Origin of the sequence: Bradyrhizobium lablabi, assembly GCF_018131005.1 — a bacterium.
GTDB classification, from domain to species: Bacteria; Pseudomonadota; Alphaproteobacteria; order Rhizobiales; family Xanthobacteraceae; genus Bradyrhizobium; species Bradyrhizobium lablabi_D.
This window is the reverse complement of sequence record NZ_JAFCJK010000001.1, coordinates 149089-171549: the sequence shown is the minus strand read 5'-3', so window position 1 is coordinate 171549 and position 22461 is coordinate 149089. Positions and strand designations below refer to the sequence as shown.

At 64.0% G+C, this 22461-nt stretch carries 23 protein-coding genes and 2 pseudogenes; 14 read left to right on the top strand and 11 right to left on the bottom strand.

Annotated elements, in window-relative coordinates; translation table 11 throughout:
• Positions 1-109: 109 nt before the first annotated feature.
• Positions 110-508, top strand: a complete 399-nt coding sequence (locus tag JQ553_RS00820; protein ID WP_212497988.1) for a hypothetical protein — start codon at positions 110-112, stop codon at positions 506-508.
• Positions 509-516: 8 nt separating this feature from the next.
• On the opposite strand, the pseudogene JQ553_RS00815 reads toward JQ553_RS00820, so the two are convergent.
• The 4 genes and pseudogenes from JQ553_RS00815 to JQ553_RS00800 form a co-directional block, all read right to left on the bottom strand.
• Positions 517-696: pseudogene (locus JQ553_RS00815) on the bottom strand (dioxygenase); the annotation flags it as partial.
• A gap of 58 nt (positions 697-754) precedes the next feature.
• Positions 755-2335 (bottom strand): 4-hydroxyphenylacetate 3-hydroxylase family protein, encoded by a 1581-nt coding sequence (locus tag JQ553_RS00810; protein WP_212497987.1) that lies wholly within the window; start codon positions 2333-2335, stop codon positions 755-757.
• Entirely contained in the window at positions 2335-2757 is a 423-nt protein-coding gene (locus JQ553_RS00805) for a nuclear transport factor 2 family protein (RefSeq protein ID WP_212497986.1), read from the bottom strand. Before JQ553_RS00805 ends, JQ553_RS00810 begins: the two co-directional genes overlap by 1 nt.
• On the bottom strand, positions 2754-3326 hold the full coding sequence (locus JQ553_RS00800; RefSeq protein ID WP_212497985.1) for a flavin reductase family protein: 573 nt from the start codon (positions 3324-3326) through the stop codon (positions 2754-2756). Before JQ553_RS00800 ends, JQ553_RS00805 begins: the two co-directional genes overlap by 4 nt.
• 379 nt (positions 3327-3705) lie before the next feature.
• On the opposite strand from JQ553_RS00800, the gene JQ553_RS00795 reads away from it, so the two are divergent.
• Positions 3706-4620: a LysR family transcriptional regulator gene (locus tag JQ553_RS00795; RefSeq protein ID WP_212497984.1), complete on the top strand. Its 915-nt coding sequence runs from the start codon at positions 3706-3708 to the stop codon at positions 4618-4620.
• Positions 4621-4791: 171 nt separating this feature from the next.
• Here the strand turns inward: JQ553_RS00795 and JQ553_RS00790 are convergent, their stop codons facing one another.
• Positions 4792-5697, bottom strand: coding sequence for a LysR family transcriptional regulator (locus JQ553_RS00790; protein WP_212497983.1), 906 nt, complete (start codon positions 5695-5697; stop codon positions 4792-4794).
• 114 nt (positions 5698-5811) lie between these two features.
• On the opposite strand from JQ553_RS00790, the gene JQ553_RS00785 reads away from it, so the two are divergent.
• From JQ553_RS00785 to JQ553_RS00765, 6 genes and pseudogenes are all read left to right on the top strand, one after another.
• Entirely contained in the window at positions 5812-6708 is an 897-nt protein-coding gene (locus JQ553_RS00785) for a sterol desaturase family protein (RefSeq protein ID WP_212497982.1), read from the top strand.
• 45 nt (positions 6709-6753) lie between these two features.
• The gene (locus JQ553_RS00780) at positions 6754-6951 is read left to right on the top strand and encodes a bacterioferritin-associated ferredoxin (RefSeq protein ID WP_212497981.1); all 198 of its coding nucleotides are present in this window, start codon (positions 6754-6756) and stop codon (positions 6949-6951) included.
• A gap of 83 nt (positions 6952-7034) precedes the next feature.
• The gene (locus JQ553_RS00775; protein ID WP_212497980.1) at positions 7035-8480 is read left to right on the top strand and encodes a coniferyl aldehyde dehydrogenase; all 1446 of its coding nucleotides are present in this window, start codon (positions 7035-7037) and stop codon (positions 8478-8480) included.
• Between the two features lie 3 nt (positions 8481-8483).
• Positions 8484-8612 (top strand): hypothetical protein, encoded by a 129-nt coding sequence (locus JQ553_RS34810; RefSeq protein ID WP_283817194.1) that lies wholly within the window; start codon positions 8484-8486, stop codon positions 8610-8612.
• Positions 8613-8660: 48 nt separating this feature from the next.
• Positions 8661-9341, top strand: a complete 681-nt coding sequence (fabG, locus tag JQ553_RS00770; protein WP_212497979.1) for a 3-oxoacyl-ACP reductase FabG — start codon at positions 8661-8663, stop codon at positions 9339-9341.
• Positions 9342-9561: 220 nt separating this feature from the next.
• Positions 9562-9657 (top strand): annotated as a pseudogene (locus JQ553_RS00765) (IS5/IS1182 family transposase); the annotation flags it as partial.
• A gap of 101 nt (positions 9658-9758) precedes the next feature.
• Here the strand turns inward: JQ553_RS00765 and JQ553_RS00760 are convergent.
• Positions 9759-10316, bottom strand: a complete 558-nt coding sequence (locus JQ553_RS00760; RefSeq protein ID WP_212497978.1) for an HNH endonuclease — start codon at positions 10314-10316, stop codon at positions 9759-9761.
• A 193-nt stretch (positions 10317-10509) separates the two neighbouring features.
• On the opposite strand from JQ553_RS00760, the gene JQ553_RS00755 reads away from it, so the two are divergent.
• Both JQ553_RS00755 and JQ553_RS00750 read left to right on the top strand, forming a co-directional pair.
• A complete protein-coding gene (locus JQ553_RS00755) occupies positions 10510-12270 on the top strand; it encodes a chloride channel protein (RefSeq protein ID WP_212497977.1) in 1761 nt (586 codons plus the stop codon).
• Between the two features lie 72 nt (positions 12271-12342).
• Complete coding sequence (locus JQ553_RS00750) at positions 12343-13320, top strand: tripartite tricarboxylate transporter substrate-binding protein (RefSeq protein WP_212497976.1); 978 nt, start codon at positions 12343-12345, stop codon at positions 13318-13320.
• A 150-nt stretch (positions 13321-13470) separates the two neighbouring features.
• Here JQ553_RS00750 and JQ553_RS00745 read toward each other — a convergent pair whose 3' ends face one another.
• The 4 genes from JQ553_RS00745 to JQ553_RS00730 all read right to left on the bottom strand — a co-directional run bounded on the left by JQ553_RS00745 (position 13471) and on the right by JQ553_RS00730 (position 18198).
• A complete protein-coding gene (locus tag JQ553_RS00745) occupies positions 13471-14448 on the bottom strand; it encodes a peptidyl-alpha-hydroxyglycine alpha-amidating lyase family protein (RefSeq protein WP_212497975.1) in 978 nt (325 codons plus the stop codon).
• Between the two features lie 15 nt (positions 14449-14463).
• Positions 14464-16251, bottom strand: coding sequence for an NAD(P)/FAD-dependent oxidoreductase (locus tag JQ553_RS00740; protein WP_212497974.1), 1788 nt, complete (start codon positions 16249-16251; stop codon positions 14464-14466).
• A 112-nt stretch (positions 16252-16363) separates the two neighbouring features.
• On the bottom strand, positions 16364-17455 hold the full coding sequence (locus tag JQ553_RS00735; protein WP_212497973.1) for a DUF2855 family protein: 1092 nt from the start codon (positions 17453-17455) through the stop codon (positions 16364-16366).
• The gene (locus tag JQ553_RS00730; protein WP_212497972.1) at positions 17452-18198 is read right to left on the bottom strand and encodes a DNA-3-methyladenine glycosylase; all 747 of its coding nucleotides are present in this window, start codon (positions 18196-18198) and stop codon (positions 17452-17454) included. The genes JQ553_RS00735 and JQ553_RS00730 overlap by 4 nt, the downstream gene beginning before the upstream one ends.
• A gap of 117 nt (positions 18199-18315) precedes the next feature.
• Between JQ553_RS00730 and gluQRS the strand changes: the two genes are divergently transcribed.
• A complete protein-coding gene (gene gluQRS / locus JQ553_RS00725; protein WP_212497971.1) occupies positions 18316-19218 on the top strand; it encodes a tRNA glutamyl-Q(34) synthetase GluQRS in 903 nt (300 codons plus the stop codon).
• A 54-nt stretch (positions 19219-19272) separates the two neighbouring features.
• Positions 19273-20520 (top strand): ATP-binding protein, encoded by a 1248-nt coding sequence (locus tag JQ553_RS00720; protein ID WP_212497970.1) that lies wholly within the window; start codon positions 19273-19275, stop codon positions 20518-20520.
• Here JQ553_RS00720 and JQ553_RS00715 read toward each other — a convergent pair.
• Positions 20447-21340, bottom strand: a complete 894-nt coding sequence (locus JQ553_RS00715; RefSeq protein WP_212497969.1) for a YihY/virulence factor BrkB family protein — start codon at positions 21338-21340, stop codon at positions 20447-20449. The two genes, JQ553_RS00720 and JQ553_RS00715, sit on opposite strands and share 74 nt — an antisense overlap.
• 136 nt (positions 21341-21476) lie before the next feature.
• Here JQ553_RS00715 and JQ553_RS00710 point away from each other — a divergent pair, with 136 nt between their 5' ends.
• Together JQ553_RS00710 and JQ553_RS00705 are read left to right on the top strand one after the other, a co-directional pair.
• A complete protein-coding gene (locus tag JQ553_RS00710; RefSeq protein WP_212497968.1) occupies positions 21477-21671 on the top strand; it encodes a twin transmembrane helix small protein in 195 nt (64 codons plus the stop codon).
• Positions 21672-21840: 169 nt separating this feature from the next.
• Entirely contained in the window at positions 21841-22413 is a 573-nt protein-coding gene (locus JQ553_RS00705; protein ID WP_212497967.1) for a cob(I)yrinic acid a,c-diamide adenosyltransferase, read from the top strand.
• The last annotated feature ends 48 nt before the right edge of the window (positions 22414-22461 follow it).

The window sequence follows — 22461 nt, the reverse complement described above, 5'->3', positions numbered from 1 at the left end:
AAAATATATTCTGCGCAAGGATATTCGTGTCGCGCCGAACCACGTTCGACAGGCGCTGAGCGCCGTGCGGGCACTTCAACGGCATCGGCGCACGCGAGGTATTCAGCACATGAACGGTGACGGGGCGACCGAACGGCAGGACAAGCTGCTCCGCGCATGGCAGCTCGGCGTTCTGCGGTTCGCAGTGACGCTCGGCGACGACGATCGGATGCATGCGCTGGCGCTGGCGGGCGAGGTCGATCGGCTGCGCGGACGGACCGACCGCGAGGACTCGTTCCACTTCTTCCGGAGGACGACCGCAGAATTGTGCCATGCCATTTGCGCGAGTGACGCGCAGGCCGAGGCCATTGTTCGGCATTTCCAGTCGCAGATCGAGGACCCCAGATTGAAGCGCGCGCTCGAAGCGGCGACCGGGAAAGGCGGGACGAAGCCGCCGGCAATCGTCGGACGGCGATTCAAGCCACGTGGAGATATCTGGAGGGGGCTGTCCTCGCGACGTATCGCGTGAGAGGTTAACGGGGAGCGCGATCGATGTTGCGGGCCGAGCACCGTGGTTTCCATGGCCCTCTCCGGAACAGGGTGACTGATCGCGTCGACCAGCATGGAAACACCCAACGTGTCCGAGAGCAGGATGAATTCCTGACGCTTGTCGTCGCACATGTGACCGCTACGGGTAAGAAAGTCGATGCCATACTCTCGACGTGGAATTTAATGCGACGCGGCGAGAGCCGCGTCGCATCGCATCCACCTCGATCTATTCGGCGGCGGTCGTCATGTAGCCGTCCCGCACGTCCTGTGCCTTGGCGTATTCGGGTTGGAAACGCACGTTGGCGTAGTGCGACGCCTTCTCGCCCTCGGCGGCGCGCCGGCCAAGTTCGGCCGTATCGCCGAAGCCCAGCACCTGCCGCGCCAGTTCGGTGAGCGGGCCGTCGACCTGATACTCGGTGCGCTGCATGGTGAGCAGGTTGATCAGATACAACGGCGTGCCGTTGAACTTCTCGAACATCTCGTGGCGGCTACCCCACTCGGTGAGGAAGCGTTCGCTGATCTGCCGGAAGATCTTGATGCGGTCGTGCGCGCTGATCTCGGCGCCGCGCAGCGCCTCTGACAGCTTGGGCCCGATATAGGGATCATCGAGCTCGCGCCGGGTCGGCTGGATCACCACGCCGCGACCACAGAAGTCGATCAGCATGTTGACCATGCGGTGCTGGTTCTCGAGATAGTAGGCCCGGCCGAAGTCGATGTAGATGTTGTTCGGCTTGTAGAGGCCGCCCGGGGTCGCGAAGCCGGTCTCCTCGGCGGCGAGCATAAAGGCGCGGCAGGTCTCGCGGAAGCGGATCAGCTCGGCGAGCTGGCCCTGCACCACAGGGCTCTGGGCGGTGCCGAGCGATTGCGTGAGCAGCAGCGCGAGGCCGACCATCAGCTCCGCGTGGACGGTGTGGCGGATCTGGGTCTCGAGGTGCACCCAGTCGAACTGACGTTGCGGATACCACTTGGCATGGTCCGGGTTGCCTATGTGTTGCACCTGCGCCCAGGGGATCAGTACGTCGTCGAAATAGACCATGGCGTCGAGCTCGTCGCCGATGGTGGCAAGCGGACGGTCATAAGGATCGGCGTCCGGCGCGGCGTTGGACTTGCGCGCGACCACCGAGATGCCCTTGGTCGCGATCGGCACCAGTGCGTAGACGGTCTGTTCGGCGGTCTGGCCGGGGCGCCACAGGTTGCCGATCAGCAGGTGGTTGACGAACGGGACCGATGTTCCGATCGCCTTCCAGCCGCGCACCAGGATGCCCTCGTCGCGCTCCTCGACGATCTTCAGCATCGGCGTTTCGGCCATCGCGTTGTCGCGGCCGCGATCATATTGCACGTCTAGGAACATCGGCGATATTGCGAGATCCCTCGCCGTCACTTCCTCCCATTGACGCTGGATGTTGCCGGAGAGATCGACCTTCTTGCGCTTGAAGCGGGAGTTCTCGGCCCACGGCTTCTGATCGTCGACCTGCGTGAACATGACGACATTCATCCCGGCCGGCGGGCGGGTAAAGATGCCACCCTTGAAGTGCCGGCAAAGAAAGTCGCAATACTTGCGCCGGCGCACCACGTCTTCCTTGGAGCGCGGCAGGAACCAGTGCATCGATTGGCGCTTGCCGTTGTCGTCGATGAAGGTCGTGATTTCCCGATTCTTCGGATCGAGGTGCAGATCGTAATACTCAGCAACGGCATGGGCATAGCCCTTGGTCGCCGGATGCGTGGTGATATCCTCGATCAGCTCACCTCCGACGTAGACGCGCCGGCCGTCGCGCAGCGATTCCAGATATTCTTTCCCGGTTCTCATCACTCAGCTCTCCGTTCATGGACATGGTTCAGTTGGCGCTGGAACGTTGCGGCGTCCCAGTAGTCTTCGCTGCGGCGGATGAGACCGTCGCGAATTTGCAGCATGTGAACGCCGCGAAGCGAGACCGCCTGGTCGCGCGGCGCGATCGGCCCGAACTGGCGCTTGAGGGTAGCGGTGAGGAGATAGCTCACCGCGGCGACGCCGCTTGCGCCGATAGCGTGGTGCTGCGGCGCCCAGTGCGCGTCGGGAAACCAGCTGAAAAAGCGCCCGAGACCGGCGGCGATCTCGTCGGGCCCGTGTTTGGGCTTGCCCTGGGCGATGTCCTCGTGGGTGGCATCGGGTGCATAGAGCGCGGCGACCGCCGCGGCATCGTGCGCGTTGTAGGCCAAATAGAGCCGCGCGATCACGCCATCGATGCTCATGCCAAGGCTCCTGTCGCCGCGTCGAGAGTGACGCTTCTGAGATAGCCGCCCTGGCCGTAGAGCAGGGGCCGGCGGGCTTGTGGCGCGAGGATGGCGCGGATCGCGCCAACGACCACAACATGGGTGCCGATCCGCCGGATCTCGGAGGCGTCGCAGTCGAAAGTCGCGACCGAATCCTGCAGCACCGGCATCGCGATGCGCGGCGGGAGGTTCGCCGCGGGTATTGCGTCTTCGTCGAGATATTTCGAGGCGCCTTGCTGAGCGCAACGCTGGGAGACGCCCCGCTGGGCCTCGCTAAGCAGATTGAGCGAGAACTTTCGGTCGCGCGCGATATCCGCCGCCGTGGCGGTCGCCGCGTTGACGCACACCAGGAGTGTCGGCGGCTCCATGCAAACGGGCGTGAATGCACTCACCGTCATACCCCATGGCCGACTCTCGCGCAGCGTCGCCACCACCGCGACGCCGCCGACCACGCGGCGCATCGCCGCCCGGAAGGCGTCGGGTGCCGGACCCGCGTCGAGATCCCAGCGCGCAACGCGCGCGCCTGCCTCATCGAACGATATGCGCATCGTTGTCCTCCCAATGCGACCGCGCGAGCGGTGTGCCGTGTTATTGGCCGCGCGCGAATGCAAGGCGTTCACTCGTGACGATGCGGAGGTTAGCGGGACGAGTTTTGCGGCGTCCAATCGATAATTGTCATTTCAACTATCGATGTCGGCAATCCCGTTCGCACGCGAACGATCGCCGAGATCGTGCCGATGGCACCTGCAGGCGAGGTGCGCCGTCAGCTATCGATCCGGTTCATGCCAACCATCGAGTGGATGGATATCGGGTTAGCCGCGGGTCGCAGTAGTCAATGGTGACGCACCAAACACGGTTGATTTCATCCCGCCAACAAGTTCACACTGACGTCTTCGGGACGGTTCGCCGGCCACGGGGAGGGAGGGTTTGAACCTTCGCAACGTCGACCTCAATCTGCTCGTCGTGCTCGATGCACTGCTAACCGAGCGCAATGTGAGCCGCGCTGGCGAGCGCATTGGCCTCACTCAATCCGCGATGAGCGCTGCACTTGCCCGGCTCCGCGAACTGTTCGACGATCCACTGCTGGTGCGGTTTGGCCGCGGGCTCGTGCTGACGCGCAATGCCGAGGAGCTGATCATTCCGGTGCGAGAAACGCTCGACCGCATCGAGCAGACCCTGTTGCAGAAAGCGGAATTCGATCCGGCCGCGGATGCGCGTACCTTTTCCATTAGCGCCTCCGACTATGCCGGACTCGTGCTGCTTACGCCTCTGGTGCGCGCACTCGCTACAGAGGCTCCAAACCTGGTCATCCACCTGCTGCCGCGCTCGCGCGACGCGGCACGCATGCTGCAGACCGGCCAGGCTGACCTCGTGATCGAGCCGAGCGAACTGTTCGGCAGCACCGGATTTCCCTCGGCTCTACTGCTCAGCGACCGCTGGCTGTGCGCCGCGGACGCTCGCAATCCGCGCGTCACGTCGGCTGGATTGACCCGCGAACAATTCCTGGAGCTGCCGCATCTTGTCTACGGCATTGGCATGGATCGCCAGCTCAACCTCGCCGACCAACACCTCGCCACGATGGGAATCCAGCGCCGAATTCACGTCACGGTAGAGAGCTTCCTACTGGCGCCGTTTCTCATCGAGGGCACGCCTCTGGTCAGCCTGGTGCTCGAGCGCGGGGTTCGTGCGCTCGGCTCGTCGCCGAAGATTCGCCTGTTCGAACCACCGATTGCGTTGCCCGACATTCACGAGGCGATGTATTGGCACCCTCGCCATACCACCGACCCGGCACACCGCTGGCTGCGCGATCGCCTTCGCGAAATTGCCGCCGGCATCACATGATGGCTGCTGACGGACGGATAGAAGCCGCGGTGGCGCACTTCTGGATCGTAGGAGAGAATAGCCTCTCTGCAAACCGACGACCGGGTTCGCTTTGGTAAGAAAACAGTCGTCTTAGGAGTATGAAGAGGCCGGCATTCCGCACCGGACGATGCGTCGGGTGCTGTAAGGCGCCTACACGTTGATCTCGCCGGCGGCCCGCACGATCGCTGCAATGGCTGCCTTAGCTGCCGGCGACGAGGTTCTCCCTCGCAAACACACGATGCCCGTGCTCGACGGCGGCGACAGCCAGCCATGTACGACAAGCCGGACGAGCGCGCCGGATTCCAGCTCCTCCCGTACCGCCGCGTTCGTCGCACCCAGAACCGTATCCGTGGTGAGCGCGACCGTCTTGAGCAGGCCGTAGTTGTCGCACTCGAGCGCCACGGTGGCCTCCTGGCCCTCAGGCACGCCCAGCAGGGCGGCCAGCTCCACCTTTGAGGGGCCCAGCAGCTTCGGTGCTGCGAGACCGTACGTCCAGATTTCCTGCAGCGTGTGCTCGCGCCCGGCCAGCGGATGGCCTGCCCGCACATACAGATCGGCCTGCTGCCCCCCGATCAGCTGGATGTCCAGCGCGGCATCCCTGGGCATGTCGCGCACATCGGCGGCAAAGAACTCGATATTCTCGGTACGCAGGCTCTCCAGCAACTGCACCCAGTTGCCGACCTCCATGCGCAGCGCCACCTGCGGGTGTTCGCGGCGCAGCGCCACAAGCGCGCGTGGCATCAGGGTGGCCGTTAGCAGCGGCCCGACACCGAACGACGTGTCGCCGAGCTGGCTGTCGCGGTAAAGATCCACGTCGCGCTGCAGGCAACGTGCCTCGAACAGCAGCTTGCGCGCCCGCTCAATGACGAATTCCCCGGCGCGGGTGGGGCGGACATCACCAACGTCGCGGTCGAACAGGCGGATACCCAGGTCGCTCTCGATGGCCTGTATGCTGCGGCTGAAGGCCGGCTGGCTCAGGTGGGCGACTTCGGCGGCCCGGGCGAAGTGCAGAGTGTCGGCAAGGGCGACGACGTGGTTCAGGCGGCGCAGATTCACGGCATTGCTCTCCATGCATCAAGATAATGAATATTATGCATTGGACGCATTATGGTGGCACCCCTAAAGATCGTCCCACAATCCAAAACATGAGATCGGTAGGAGACGCCCCATATGAGCTCGCAACTGCAATATCTCCTGATAGGCGCCTGGATCCTGGGCTTTGCCGCCATGGAGTTCATCACCCGGCGGTACCAAGCCACCGTGCACGGCAACGCGACAGCCAACGACACCTGGCTGGAGGTGCTGATGTTCGTCAGCCTGATCGCCATCACCCAGCCGATCGCACTGCTGGGCAGCAACGCGCTGTGCAGCTGGCTCATGCCCGCGCAGCACAACGCCTGGGCCAACTTGCCGTGGTGGGCCATGGCCGGCCTGCTGCTCGTCGGCGATGACCTCACACAGTACCTCTGGCACCGCGCCTCGCACACGCCCTTGCTGTGGCCGCTGCACCGCGCGCATCACAGCGCGGCCTACATGAGCGTGCGCATTACCTACCGCAACAACTTCTTTTACTACCTGATGATGCCGGGCCTGTGGATCGGCGGCGTTGCGGTGTACCTTGGTTTCGGCCCGGTCTACGCGGCGTACCTGGTGATCAAGCTGGCGGTCATCCTGGGCGCGCACTGCGCCTGGGCGTGGGATGCGCCGCTGTACCGCATCCGCGCGCTGCATCCGCTGATGTGGGTACTGGAGCGCACCATCTCCACGCCCGCCACGCACCAGGCACACCACGCGCTCACCAACGAAGATGGCATCGGCCACTACAAGGGCAACTTCGGCAATCTGCTGTTCTTCTGGGACGTGCTGTTCGGCACGGCGCATATCACACGCAAATATCCCGCCCAGGTCGGCCTGCAGGACGACATCCTGTTTGGCGCGGAGCGCTGGACGACGCAGATGTTCTACCCGTTGGTCCACTCCAAGCGCGAGCATTCGGCGCTGCGCCCCGGCGGCTATGGCTTCGCCGAAGCCGACCTACGGACCGAAGCTAAACAGGGAGGCGCATGAACGACGACGCCAGGTTCGACGTGCTAGCTACCTCAGGAGAGGGCGATGATCGTCTGTTCTTGCAATGTGTTTAGCGACCATCAGGTGCGGTCGGTGGTCGCTAAAGAGGCGCAGCGGCCACGTATGAGCGAGGTGTATGCCTGCCTCGGATGCAGCGCCCAGTGCGGCCGCTGCGCTCACGCTATCAAGCGGATCATGGATGAGAGGCCGGGCCCCGTTCACGCGAACGCAAGCATGCACTGACTTGGAGTTGATACAGTCAGGGTCAGCACGCGCCCTCGTTGTCCGCTTGGAGACACGCGAAAAACCAAGAGAAAGGGAACATCATGAACATGCCTGTCAATTCCCGTTCGATCGACATTCCCGCTGAACTGCAGTCCTGCTTCGCTAGGCAGCGGGCAGCCTATTTGGCGGCGCCCGAGCCATCCTACGATCAGCGCATCGCTGACCTGAAGGCGCTCGCGCAACTCCTGAAGGACAACAAGGACGAACTGGTCGCAGCGATCAACGCCGACTATGGCAACCGGTCTGAATTCGAGACGCTGTTCGCGGAATATTTCGTCGTCCTGGAAACAATCGCCGACGCCAGAAAGAACTTGAAGAAGTGGATGAAACCACAGCGCAGACACGTCGACTTCATGACCTATCCGCTCGCGCGCAACCATGTCATCCCCCAGCCGCTTGGCGTCGTCGGAGTCATCGTTCCCTGGAATTTTCCGCTTAATCTTAGCTTCTGCCCGCTCGCTGCGATTCTGGCCGCCGGCAATCGCGCGATGGTGAAGATGTCGGAAAATTCAAAAGCGCTCGCCCAGGTTCTGATGCGCGTCTCCCCAAAGTATTTTCCGATCGAGAAGCTTGCCTTTTTCGAGGATGGCGGCGGACGAGGACCGGGATTCTCGTCATTGCCCTTCGACCATCTGCTGTTCACGGGATCCGGTGCGACCGGTCGCTCGGTCATGGCCAACGCGGCCCGCAACCTCACCCCTGTCACGCTTGAACTGGGCGGCAAGGCCCCTGCGATTGTCGGGCCTGACTTCCCGGTCAAAACAGCGGCGGAGCGCATTCTCTGGGTGAAGATGTTCAATGCCGGTCAGATCTGTACCAATGTCGACTACATGTTCCTGCCCAAGGGGACCGAGGACGAGTTCGTCGGCCATTGCAGGCGACTTTTCACTGAGCGCTTTCCAGACATCAACGGCCAGGACTACACGTCGATTATCGATGACCGGGCTTTTACGCGGCTGCAGGCCACACTGGAGGATGCCCGCTCGAAGGGCGCAGTCTTGATCAATCTTGCGGAACACCAAGATCCGGACGTCAAGCGCCGCAAATTTCCGCCGCATCTCGTGCTAAATCCGACGGAAGACATGATTGTCATGCAGCGCGAGATCTTTGGTCCGATCTTGCCGATCAAGACGTATGCAGATCGGCAGGAGGTCGCCGACTATGTCAACAGTCACGACCGCCCGTTGGCAATTTATCCATTCACTCACAATGCCGAGCTGCGCGACTTCTACATCTCGCGGGTCATGTCGGGCGGCGTATCGGTCAATGAAGCTCTCCTGCACGTCGGCCAGCATGACCTGCCATTCGGCGGGGTCGGCGCGAGCGGCATGGGCCATTACCACGCGCGCGAAGGGTTCAACACCTTTTCAAAATTGCGACCGGTCTTCTACCAGGGGCCTCTCTCGCCGATCCAAATGCTGTTCCAGCCACCCTATGCCGGCCGCCCCATGAGCGTCCTGCAGACGATGATCAAGTGGAAGACGTGATGCGTGACTGTGGCAGATCGCGCAAATGATGTGCGCCGCCAGCCTGAGCGGATGCCGGGCTTCATCGGCATTCATCCCTGTATCGTCGTGGTCGATCTGAGCCAGGCGGCGCACATTTTGAAGCTCTGCTGACGATAGTGACTGCGGCCTCGATTCATTCTCATTCGCACGGAGATCACCATGAAGGGTAAAGTCGTTGTCATCACCGGCGCGTTGGGCGCGCTTGGCAAGGTGGTCGCCGAGGAAGCCCTTTCGCGCGGCGCGCGAGTGGCCGGTATCGATCATGCTGCGTCGCAGCTCGCGGCAACGGCCCAGCGGATCGAACTCGGCCGCATCGATTTGACCGATGCGGCACAGGCGAAAAAGGCGATCGATGCCGCCGTCACTCATTTCGGCGCGATCGACGCGCTGATCAATATTGCCGGCGGATTTACCTTCGAGACCATTGCCGACGGCGATCCCAAGGCCTGGCAGCGCATGCATGCTCTCAATGTCGAGACCGCGCTGAATGCCTCGCGCGCGGCGATCCCGCATCTTCTCAACTCGCGGTCGGCCCGCATCGTCAATATCGGTGCCATGAGCGCCCTGCAGGCCGGCTCCGGCATGGGTCCTTATGCGGCGTCGAAGGCCGGTGTGCATAAGCTGACGGAGTCACTAGCTGCCGAGCTGAAAGGCAAGATCACCGTGAATGCGGTGCTGCCCTCGATCATCGATACCGCGGCAAACCGCGCCAGCATGCCGGAGGCCGATCCCGCCAAATGGGTCGCGCCGAAGGAACTCGCGGATGTCATCCTCTTCCTCACGAGCGACGCCGCGAGCGCCGTTACCGGCGCGCTGTTGTCGGTCAACGGACGGGTCTGAAGCGCGGTTACGCCGCTACCAGCCTCAGAAGCACAGCTCAGCTATCGGATGCCCTGCGCCTGTAGCGATGTGCGTTCCAGTCGCCCGTCCCGCAAAAACCAGCGAGAGGTGATAGTCCTCGGGTTCTGAGACCAGGATAGCTTCGCCGCGGTCCAGATGATCGACACCTCGATTATCCGCGCATCAGCACGGGGCCTGCATCACGAGGAATCAGCGCCAATCGATGGGAAGGTCACGCGGTGGCCTGACGAGCAAAATACACGCGGTGGTCGATAGCAATGGCTTACCGGTACGGCTCGCGTTGAGCCCGGCGCGGCGCACGACATTCGACTTGCCGGAATGGATCGACTTTGTCGCTCGCCTATTCTGCGGTCCCTTGCAAGGACATCACGCAGGGCGGCCGCCCATGCGCGCAAACTATGGATCGAGTTCCGTATCCCAGTAGAGATAATCGAGCCAGCTATCGTGCAGATAGTTCGGTGGAAACAGCCGCCCGTTCCGGTGGAGTTGGTGCACCGTCGGCGCATAGGGGGTCTGCTTCGGAAACATCCTGGCCTGCTGCGGCGTCAGATTGCCCTTGCGCAGGTTGCAGGGCGAGCAGGCGGCGACGACGTTTTCCCAGGTGGTCTGGCCACCCTTGCTGCGCGGAACGATGTGGTCGAAGGTGAGGTCGTCGCCCGAGAGGCAGTATTGGCAGGCGAATCGGTCGCGGAGAAAAACGTTGAACCGGGTGAACGCAGGGTGGGTGGTGGGTTTGACGAAGGATTTGAGGGATACGACGCTGGGCAGTTGGATTTCGAAGGAAGGACTTCGTACCGCCCGGTCGTAATACTCGACGATGTTCACGCGGTCGAGAAACACCGCCTTGATCGCGTCCTGCCAGGACCAGAGCGACAGCGGATAGTAACTCAGCGGCCGGAAGTCCGCATTCAGCACCAGTACCGGCCAACCGCCTTGCGAGACATGTGCGTTCAAATAACGCTCCTGACTCCCATTAGCTGCGAAGCAGCATGCACTCACATACTACAGGCAGCGTGACGGGATTGTGAAGAGCAATGAGCGGCTTATCCGTGGACCGCTCGCCATGTTCCTGCCGCGATTGCCACCCGGCTGCGAACCCCGCTAAACCGACGCCCGCGTGCCGCTCTCGGCCCGACGGACTCCGTAGATGACCACTTCATCCCGCTACCTGGAAGCGCCGCGCCGGCTGCGTGCATTCGTTCGCGCGAACGAGACGAGCCTGGTCGTCCTCGCGGCGCTGATCGGAACCATCGGCGGCCTCGTGGTCGCGACCATGAGCGGACTGGTGTCGGTGCTGCATGCGGCGCTGTTCAACCTGCCCTGGGGTGAACGGCTGTCGAGCCAGGCGAACATCCCACCGCTGCGCGCGCTGCTGGTTCCTGGCCTCGGCGGGCTGCTGCTGGGATTGGCGTTCCTCCTGCTCGCGCGCTGGCGACCGGCGCGAGAGGTCGACCCGATCGAGGCCAATGCGCTCTATGGCGGGCGCATGTCGTTTCGCGGCAGTGTCATCGTGGCGCTGCAGACGATCTGGTCGAGCGGCGTCGGCGCCTCGGTCGGGCTCGAGGCCGGCTATACGCAATTGGCGAGCGGTCTTGCCGCCTCGCTCGGCCGCGGCTTTCACCTGCGCCGCAACGACCAGCGCATCTTGGTCGGATGCGGCGCAGCGGCAGCGATTGCGGGCGCATTCGGCGCGCCGCTCGCGGGCGCCTTCTACGCGTTCGAACTTGTGATCGGCGGCTACACCCCGGCGAGCCTGACGCCGGTCGGCGTCGCGGCGGTCGCCGGCTATTTCGTCGCGCACGCCTTCTCGCCGCTGCCGCTCGGGGTCGCTGTCGGCGCGGTCGGCGATGTGCCCGGGCGTGACCTTGCGATCGCCATGCTGCTCGGTATTGCTGCGGCGCTGGTCGGCATCGCCATCATGCGCGGGGTCACGCTGTGCGAGGCGCTGCTCGCGAAGGGCAGGCTGTGGCCGCCATTGCGCCCGGCGCTCGCCGGGCTCGCCGTCGGAGCGATGGCGCTGGCGAGCCCGCAGGTGATGTCGTCGGGCCACGGCGCGCTGCACTTTCCCGGAATCGTCGCCATGCCGCTAACCTTCATCGCCGGCGTGTTCGTGCTGAAGGCGCTTGCCTCGATCGTCTCGCTCGGCGGCGGCTTCCGCGGCGGCCTGTTCTTCGCAACACTGCTGATGGGCGTGCTCGGCGGCCGCCTGTTCGCCGCCGGTGTCGACATGGTGTGGCCGGGCCTGAACCTCGATCCCAATGTCTACGCGGTGATCGGAATGAGCGCGTTGTCGGCCTCGGTGATCGGCGGCCCGCTGACGATGTCGTTCATCGCGCTGGAATCGACCGGCAATCTCTGGCTTACCACCGCGGTGCTGGTCGCCGTCATCATCTCGACCATGATCACGCGCGAGCTGTTTGGCTATTCCTTTGCGACGTGGCGGCTGCATCTGCGGGGCGAGACAATTCGCAGCGCCGCCGATGTCGGCTGGATCCGCGACCTCACCGTCGGCAGGATGATGCGGCAGGACTTGACGACGGTGGATGCCGCGATGCCGATCGAGGCGTTCCGCGAGAAGTTTCCGCCGGGATCGAAGACTCAGGTTGTCGCGGTCGATGGCGAGGGCCGCTATGCGGGGCTCGTGCTGATTGCTGAAGCGCATGCGCCCGACATGGCAGCCGACAAGGGGCTGGCCGCCATCCTGCGTCATGCCGACGTGGTGCTGCATCCAGCGATGAATGTCCAGGAGGCGATCGCGGTGTTCGATGCGGCCGAAGCGGAATCGCTCGCCGTGGTCGAAGGCGATGGCGATACCCGCCCGATCGGGACCCTGACCGAAGCGCATGCGATGCGGCGCTATGCGGAAGAATCCGAACGACGGCGGCGCGAGATGATCGGAGAGATTTGATTTCCGCAGGAAAAGCCGCAAAGAGTAACGAATGACACGCGCCCCAAAGAGCGCGGTGCAGGAGAATTTCCGATGCGGAGTTGGCTTGCATTGATGGCGGCGTTGCTGCTTGGCTTGGTCGCGGCGGGCACGGCTTTCGCTGAAGACTACCCGTCTCGGCCGATCACCATGATCGTGCCGTTCCCGGCCGGCGGCGCCACCGACACCCTTGCGCGATTCCTGGCCGAGAGCATGCGGCCCGTGCTCAGCCAGCCGATCGTGATCGAGAATGCCGGTGGCGCGGCCGGCAGCATCGGCGTCACCCGCGCGGTGCGCTCGCCAAATGACGGCTACACGCTCAGCATCGGCACCTCGACCACGCATGTGCTGACAGGCGGCCTCTACGCGCTACCGTTTAATCTGTTGAAGGATCTCGAGCCCATCATCGAGATCGGCAGCGAGCCGCTCCTGATCGTCGGCAGGAAGAACTTTCCGGCGGACGATCTGAAGGGGCTGATCGCCTGGCTGAAGGCCAATCCCGACAGGGCTTCCGTCGGCATCGCCGGCGTCGGCGCCACCGGCCACCTCGCCGGAATCGCATTTCAGAAGGCCACCGGAACGAAGTTTCAGTTCGTTCCGTATCGCGGCAACGGACCCGCGATGCAGGATCTGCTCGCCGAGCAGATCGATTTCATGATCGAGCCGGCGTCGAATTTCCGCGCGCTGCTCGGCGCCGGCAGCGTCAGGCCGTTCGCGATCACCGGCCAGGTGAGGCTGCCGTCTTCGCCTGCGATTCCGACCGCTGACGAGGCGGGCCTGCCAGGCTTCCTCGCCTCGCTCTGGTATGGGCTCTGGGTGCCGAAGGGCACACCAAAGGACGTCATCGCCAAGCTGAACGCGACCATGACGCAGGTGCTGGCCAACCCCAAGGTGAAGCATCGCTTCGACGAACTGGGAATTCAGATCACGCCGCTGCAGCGGCAGTCGCCCGAATCGCTGCGCGCACTTCAGAAGCAGGAAGCCGATCGCTGGTGGCCGATCATCAAGGCGTCGGGGATCAAGGCGGAATGAGCTTCCAGCGTACTATCTGACCCGACATCCTGAGATGCTCGCGACGCGAGCCTCGAAGGATGAACGGCCCCGGCGGTGGCCGTGCATGCTTCGTGAAGCGCGTTCCGCGCTCCTCAGCATGACGGAAACGAGCAAGGGTGCTCGCAACGGCTACGCCGTCACCTTCTCCAGCTTCTGCAAGCAGCGCGCTACCCGCACTGCCGCCGGCATCTCCGTATCGGGGAAACTCGTCTTCCAGTCGGTGACGCCGACCTCGCCGACGTAGATGTCGCCCCTGGAATCGAGCGCGATGCCGTGCGGTGCAAGGAACTTTCCGGTCTCAACGCCGGGGCCGTGTTCGCCGCCGAGGCGGGCGATGCGATTGCCCCTGGCGTCCACGATCGACAGGCGCGGGCCGAGATTGGGGACCTTGCGGTTGACCGGCATGCCGGGGCCGAGCTCGCCGATGATGAAGTTCGGCTGCTTGCCGCCTCCGCAGCAGCACAGCGCGCAGGGGCGATGCAGATTGTTCCACTGCGTCTCGTATCTGCCGTTGCCGTCGAACACCTGCACGCGATGGTTCTCGCGATCGGCGACATAGACGAAGCCGTCGGCATCGGTCGCGATATTGTGCACGATGTTGAACTGGCCGGGATCGGTGCCGGGCTCGCCCCAGGTTTTGATCAGCCTGCCGTCGGGCGTGTATTTGTGGACGCAGGCGTTGCCATAGCCGTCCGAGACGTAGATCTCGCCCTTCGGCGACAGCGCCGTGTGGGTGCAACGGTGAAACGGCTCGCCGCTCATGAAGGGCGCCGGCTTGTTCGGGATGCCGATCGTCAGCAGCACCTTGCCATCGGTGGAGCATTTGCGAACGGTGTGGTCGCCGTCGTCAGTGCAATAAAGATTGTCATCGGCGTCGATATGCAGGCCGTGGGCGCGGGAGAACACTCCTTCGCCCCAGCTTCCGATGAAATTTCCTTCGCGGTCGAGCACCACCATCGGATGCGCGCCGCGGTTGAAGACATAGATGCGGTCCTTGCTGTCGACCGCGACCGAAGCGACGTCGGTCAGGCTCCAGCCGTCAGGCAATTTGGCCCAATTCTCCACCACGCGGTAGCGATGCTCGCCCGCGCCCAAAATGGTCGCCATGCCTGTCTCCGTGATTTAAGCAAGGTTGGCCCGCGGACCGACGTCGCGCGGCAAGAGGCCTTCCTCGATCGCCTTGATCTGCAGCGCGAGGTATAGCGAATTGATGCGGCATTGCGCGAGGCTACCGGCGATGAACCAGAGTCCCGGCTGTGGCGTGCGCGTGTACATGTTGCGCAGCTCCTGTCCCTCGCCAAAGCCCCAGATCGGCCCGACGCGGGCAGCCATGGTCTCGCCGAACAGTTTTCGCACCAACTCTTCCTGAGGCCGGTACCCGGTCGCCAGCACGATCAGGTCGGCCCGAACCGTATCGCCGCTTGTCAGCCGCGCGCCGTCGCTCACGAATGTCTCGATATCGGAAAACTGTTTCAGCTTGATCGCGCCGCCGACCACGAGATCCGAGCAGCCGACATTGAAATAGTAGCCGCCGCCGCGGGTGAGATACTTGAACTGCCAGCCGGTTTCGCCGTCGCCGAAATCGAGCTTGAACCCGACGCGCCTCAATCCCTCGAGCAGGTCCTTGTCGAGCTCCTTCGACTGCTCGGTCATCAGCATATGGCTGCGCCTGGCGAGCGTCAGCGGCATCGATGCCGCGATCAGGTCGTTGTCGTCGAGTGTGCCTTCGTTGTAGGCGGCATAGGCGAGCTGTGCCGACGGTTCGATGTTCGTGATCAACGTCGGGGAACGCTGAATCAGCGTGACGTCGGCGCCGCTCGAATGCAGGTCCTGCGCGATATCGTGGCCGCTGTTGCCGGTGCCGATAACGAGAGCCCGCTTGCCGCTCCAGTCCTCGCCGTCCTCGTAGCGGCTGGAATGGACGATCTTGCCGGCGAAGTTCTTCAGCGACGGAATGCTGGGCAGGTTGGGAATGCCGCTGACGCCGGTCGCCATCACGACATGACGAGGCCGCATCTCGCGCGTGGTGCCGTCGGCGCGGCGGAGCACCACGTTCCAGCGTCCCTGCGCGTCGTCGTAGCTGCCGCTTTGGAAATCCGTGCCGGTCCAGAAATTCAACTCCATGGCGTCGACATAGGATTCGAACCAGTTGGCGAGCTTGTCCTTGGGAATATAGACCGGCCAGTTCGGCGGGAATGGCATGTAAGGCAGATGATTGACTTGCACCTGGTTGTGCAGGGTGAGCGCGTGATAGCGTTTCCGCCAGTTGTCGCCAATGCGCGCCTCGCGATCGACAATCAGCGTGTCGATCCCGAGTTGCTTCAGCCGTGCCGCGATGGACAGCCCCGCCTGCCCGCCGCCGACCACGAGCACGACAGGATCGCGATCGGCATATTCGGCCGACGTCTTGCGCTGGTCGAGCCAGTTGGGGCCGCGGAAATCGCGTGAATAGGCTTGCCCGCGCGGGCGCGTGCTGCCTCGTTGCTCCTCGAAGCCCTTGAGTTCCTCAAGCGCGGTGAGCAGTGTCCAGGCCTTCAGGCGATTGTCGTCGGCGGCATCAGGGATCAGCCGCACGATGCCATGGCCACGGCCGATCGACGTCTCGAACTTGAAGATCGCCTCGATCGTGTTGGTGCCGGCGCGCATCACGCGCCGCGGGGCGGCGCGATCGGCATCGATGCGAAAGTCATGCGGCGCGCTGTGGCGCGCATGCGCGGGCAACTCGTCGAGGATCGCGAACGCGCGGTTCACCGTCTGGATGTTCCAGCTCAGCGCCAGCACGTCGCGCCAGTAGCTCTCCGGATGGAACAGCGGTTTCAGCAGGACGTCGTCCGTGCTCGCCAGCGCGTCCTCGAACTGCACAAGCCAATTGTCGGCGGCGACCGATACGTCTTCCGTCTTGTCGAGCATTGGGCGTTTCTCGTCGGGCGTTTCTCGTGGTCGGCCGTCTCTGCGGCGCTACGTTGCGTCGGAGCCTATACCTAATCGAAGGCGCGCAGGAAGGGCGCCAACGAGATGTCCGCTATTCGGCCAGCGACAGGATCAAGCCTTGATTCGGCGGAATGCGACCGTTGAGGGTGTCGAGATAGGCCTCGCGGACCGCCGCCGGTCCGCGCCGCTCGATAACCTCGAGCCAAGCCGGGAGCCGCGGCGCAAACTCTGCCCATGCGGCGCCAAAACGCTGTTCGACGCCGCCCGGTCCCCATTCCTTGGCGCGCTTGCGGATTTGATCGGGTGCGAAGAACCGGGTCGGTTTGGCGCCGGGCAATGCGGGTTCATCAGGCCTCCGGCCGCGATGGGTCAGTCCGATCTGGCCGGAATATTTCATCTGCGCGCCGAAATGCCGGTGCAGCGTCTCGCGCAGCGAACTGCTGCCCGCCATGTCGACATAGGCGACCGGCTCCGTCGCAGGTAACGACGTGATGCGGTCATAGGTGACGATCTCGTCGTAGCAGCCGAGCGATTTGACGAAATCGACATTGCCGGCCGAGGTCAGTCCGACCACACGGATGCCCGGACGCTGCGTGTGCACGAGATGGGCAAGCCCGAACGCCGTCTTGCTCGAAGCCGACGACAGCAGGATGCTGCGCGCGCCGCAGAAATCCTGCTCGGCAAGAAAATCATCCACCAGGAATGACAGCATGAACAATGGCCGCAGCAGCGCCTGGTAGTCACCCTGCCGGCCGGCAAATGCTGGATCGACGGAAACGCGGGCATAGGCATTGTAGACCGGCGCCACGCTTTGCCGATGAGCGGCTCCATCGCGCAGGCCGCGCTTGCTGACATCGGTGGCCTCGATGACCAGGTGCGTCGCCATCGGGAAATAGCCGAACAGCATTTCGCCGACTGCGACGCCGGGATGCATCGAGGCGATCACCTCGCCAAAACCCCAGACCGGGATGTTGCCGTAGCCCTCCGGTGCCGGGAACAGCTCCCAGTATTTGAGCTGGTCGCCCACGACGGCGTAAGTGATGTTGTTGGCGGTGAGTGCGAAACGCGTCACCTTCACGAGCAGCGTATCAGGCGGCAGCGTCGCCGCATCGGGCAGTTGCGTCTCGATCACCTTGCATTGCTGCAGATCGTCGCGGAGAACGATGAAGTCGGTCGCGTTCATTGTCCTGATCCCGGCTTTTTGCGCATGGTGATCTTTGCTTTGTCGGTGGGTGGCTTGGCAACCGCAACAAAGTTTGAAACGTTGTTCACTTCCTTCCCGCTTGCGATGACGCCTTCGCGTTTCCTGAGAACGCGATAATAGGCCCACCACAAATGCGCGGCGGCGCCGCGCAAGGGACGCCATGGCTCGGCGAGCGGCGCCATCTGTTTCGCCGTCGGGCGCGTCTTCAGCCCGAGGCCGACCTTGACGGCTTCCTGCACGGCGAGGTCGCCCGCAGGCCAGGCATCGCCATGGCCGAGACAGAACAGCAGATAGATGTCGGCGGTCCACGGGCCGATGCCAGGCAGCGCGGTCAGCGTGTTGTGCGCGGCGTCGGCCTCTTCGTTGGCGAGCACGTCGAGATTCAGCCGTTCCTCGGCGAGCTCGCGCGCGATGTGCTTCAACGTCCTGATTTTTGCCGCTGACAGCCCGAGCCGGCCAAGGCGGTCGGCGCGTGCTTTGCGGATTGCGTCGTGATGGAACGGGTCGAAGGCACCGCTGACGCGTCCCCAGATCGCCGCGGCGCTGGCGGTCGAGAGTTGCTGGCCGCAGACAATGGCGGCGAGGCCGGCAAAGCCGGGCTCGCGCTGGCGGATCGCCGGCATGCCGGTCAGTTCCAGGATCGGCCGCAACCTTCGGTCCCGATCGACGAGCTTGAGGATCGCTTCGTCGAGATCGGCCTGGGTTTCGAGGTGGATCAGCATCGTGGATCGGCTTCACTTGTCGCGCGCGGGGTTGACCCGCGCATCCATCTCCTATCGTAACAGAGTCTTGCTCAGATGGACCGCCGGGTCGAGCCCGGCAATTGACGCGTGATCAGCATGCCGCCCGTTTTCCGCTTTGCGCCGAGTCCGAATGGCCATCTCCATCTCGGTCACGCTTATTCGGCGCTGCTCAATTTCGACCTGGCGCGGCAGTCGGGCGGGCGCTTCCTGCTGCGGATCGAGGATATCGACGCGACGCGCTGCCGGCCGGAGTTCGAGGCGGCGATCTACGAGGATCTCGCCTGGCTCGGCATCTCCTGGGATACGCCGGTGCGGCGTCAGTCGGAACACCTTGCCGCCTATCGCGATGCGATCGACACATTGTCGGCGCAGGGCCTGATCTATCCGAGCTTCGAGAGCCGGGCCGAGATCGCGCGGCTCGTCGCCGCGAAGGAGGCCGCGCGCGCATGGCCGCGCGATCCCGATGGCGCGCCGCTCTATCCGGGGACGGCAAAATCGCTCCCGCGGGAAGAACGCGACCGGTTGATCGCGCAGGGCCTGCCCTACGCGCTGCGGCTCGACATGACGGCCGCCCGCCGGCGGGCGGGCAATCTCGTCTGGCGCGAGCGGGGCGAAGGACCATGCGGGGAAACCGGCGACGTAGCCGCCCGGTCGGAGGCCTGGGGTGACGTCATCCTGGCGCGCAAGGAGACGCCGACCAGCTACCATCTCTCCGTCACGGTCGACGATGCGCTGCAGGGCGTCACAGATGTGGTGCGGGGCCTCGACCTGTTCTGGTCGACCAGCGTCCATCGCCTGCTGCAGGATTTGCTTGGTATCTCCCCACCGCTGTACCGGCATCACCGGCTGATACGCGACGAGGCCGGCCGGAAACTCTCGAAATCGACCAAGGCGACCGGATTGCGCAAATTGCGCGCGGCGGGCGCGAGCCCGGCCGACATCCGCCGGCTGGTTGGCCTGCCGCCGTTTTGCGGTGGTCAGCCAACGCCGCCGCCGTGACTCGGATAGTCCTGGCATGCCATGCTATCTCCCGGGGCGGGGACAACTGAGACCATGGCGGCAATATCGCGGGCACGGCGCAGCAAGCGGCGACCGAAGGGGAAGCCGACCAAGAAGCGCGTTCTCAAGGCAGGCACGAAGCCGCGCCGCAAGGCGGCAGCGCCCAACACCGTTCCCGGCATGGTCGAGACGGCGCTCGCGGCCTTTGCCCACGAGGTGCGGACCCCGCTGACGGGAATTCTCGCCATCAGCAATCTGCTGGCGACTTCCGATCTTGGCGAGCGCGAGCGGCGCTGGGTGGACACCATCAAGACCGGTGCGGAACATCTGGCGAGCCTGGCGACCCTGTTTGTCGACGCTGCCCGCAGCGAGGGGCCGGGATTGGAGATCCGGCAGGATTTCTTCGATTTGCATACGCTGGTCCGAAATGCCGGAGACTCGCTGGCCGGCCGTGCCGCAGCCAAGGGGCTGCAGACCTCGGTCGCCATTTCCGACAAACTACCCGCCTTTGCGGTCGGCGATTCCGTCCGCCTGCGCGCCGCGCTGGAGAATTTGATCGACAATGCGGTGAAATTCACCGAGCGGGGAGGGGTGGCCCTGCAGGTTTCGCCTGTTCGCGCCAGCAAGGGCAAGTTCGGCGTCGCCTTTGCGGTCTCCGACAGCGGCATCGGCCTCACGCTGTCGGAGGTGAAGCGTCTGTTCAGGCCGTTTTCGCAGGCCAATGTCTCGATCGCCGCGCGCTTCGGCGGCGCCGGGCTCGGCCTGTCGTCGGTCAGACAGTTCGCCCGCGCCATGGGCGGCGACATCGTGGCGACGGCGCGCAAGGGTGGCGGCACGACCTTCACGTTGAACGTGACGCTGGCGCCTGCCGAAGCTGCCGCGACCGCCCAGTCCGACGACGAGGCCGCGACCGGCCCGTCGCAGCGTCTGCGGTTGCTGAGCGTTGAGGACAATCCCTTCGGCCGCGTCGTGCTCAACACGATCCTGACCGAACTCGGCCACCAAGCGGAATTCATCGGTCAGGGCGAGGCCGCGCCCGATCGGCTCGGGCAGGGCGGGTTCGACGCGGTGTTGATGGATATGGTGCTACCCGGCATCGGCGGGGTCGAGGCGATAGGGCGCATCCGCGCACTTCCCCCGCCGCTCGGCCGTATCGCCATCATCGGGATATCCGGCCGGGCCGAGGACGAGGCGGCCGCCCGCGCTGCCGGCGCCGACGCCTTCCTGGTCAAGCCCGTGTCTCCGCGGGCCTTAGCGACTGCGCTGCTTGAAGCGACACGCCGCGCGGCAGACGCGACTTGATGATCGCAGCGTTCAGTTCGCCGCCATAGACGAAGATCGCGGCGATGAAATACAGGAACACCAGCGCGATGACCACCGAAGCAAGCCCCGCATACATCGTGACGTAATTGTTGGCGAAGCGCGCCAGATACTGTCCGAACCCGATACCCGAGATCAGCGACGCCACCATGGTGAAGATGATGCCGGGCAGGATCTGCAGAAAGCTGCGGCGGCCGGCCGGCAGCCAGGCATGCAGGATGAACAGAGCGACGATCAGCGCCAGGATCGTGATGCCGTAGCGGGCGATATTGAGCAGGCTCTCGTTGGATTCGACGAAGAAGGGAATGTGGCGCCGCGCCGATTCCAGGATCAATGGCCCGAGCACGATCAGAAATGCCATCGCGAGCGATGTGACGGCCGCGACCAGCGTGTAGCCGATCGATTCCAGCCGCAGCCAGTACCAGCGCCGCAGTTCGGGCATGGCATAGGCGCGGTTCAGCGCCACCCGCAGCGCCTCGACGCCGTTGGAGGCGAAGTAGACCGCGAGCACCGCGCCGATGGTCAGGATGTCGCCACGCGTGGTGGTCAAGACGTCGTGGATTTCCCCCGTCAGGGTATCGGCGACCTGCTGTGGCCAGACATTGAGGAGCAGTCCGACCGCCTGGTCGGCGAGCTCCTTGGAGCCGAAGAAGCCGGCAAGCGACGTCAGCACGATCAGGAACGGAAACAGCGCCATCAGGGTCGACAGCGCGATGTGGCTTGCGATCGCCCAGCCGTCGTCGGCGAGGAAGGTGTAAAATGCATCGATCACGACGTCGACGACGTAACGAAGCTGTTTCACATTCCACCTTGACCTGGCGCGGACGGGCTAAGTCCCTCGACGGCCCCAGCTTCCGACATAATCCGGTTAAAGACCAGATGGTTGCGGCGGAACCGGGTGTGTGGAAGTCCGTCCGGTGCGGTGTTATGTACCGTTGATGACATCTTTTCTAAGCACAATCGTCCTTCCGATCGCCGTCGGCGCCGTGGCGCTGGTGCTGCTGCTCGGCCTCGTCAACATGATGAAGGGTGGCTCGCCGAACCGCTCGCAGAATTTGATGCGGCTGCGCGTGCTGCTGCAGTTCATCGCCATCATCATCACGATGGTCACGGTCTGGGCGATGGGGCGTTAGATGAGATAATCTGTTGGCATCTTCACCTCTCCCATCAGGAGAGGTCGGATCGCGCGGCGATCCGGGTGAGCGGTCTAGGTCCATCACTGGATTGCAACTCCTCACCCGCTCGCACGATGCTCGCGACCTCTCCCTGTGCGAGAGGTGTTATCGAACGCCGGAGCTGAACATGGTCGTTCTCAATCGGATCTACACCCGCACCGGCGACGACGGCACCACGGCGCTCGGCTCGGGCGAGCGCCGCCCGAAATACGATCTGCGCGTCGCCGCCTACGGCACGGTCGACGAGACCAATGCCGCGATCGGCGTGGCGCGGCTGCATCTGGCCGGCAGCCCCGAGCTAGATGCCATGCTCGGCCGGATCCAGAACGATCTGTTCGATCTTGGCGCCGACCTCGCGGTGCCCGAGCGCGAAGGCAAGGCGGAGCGCTTGCGGATGCTGGCGAGCCAGGTCGAGCGTCTCGAGCGCGACATCGACCACCTGAACGACCAGCTTGCGCCGCTGACCTCGTTCGTTCTGCCTGGCGGCACGCCCGCCTCCGCATATCTGCATCTCGCGCGCACGATATGCCGCCGAGCGGAACGGATGATGGTGGAACTCGCTGCCCGGCCCGGCGAACCGGTCAACGCGGCTGGCATCCAGTATATGAACCGCCTGTCGGATTTCCTGTTCGTCGGCAGCCGCTTTCAAAACAACAAGGGCGCCGGAGACGTGTTGTGGGTGCCCGGCCAGAACCGCTAGACTGCGTGAAATCCAGGGAGGCGTTTTTTGGCGTTCGCGCGTTGACCG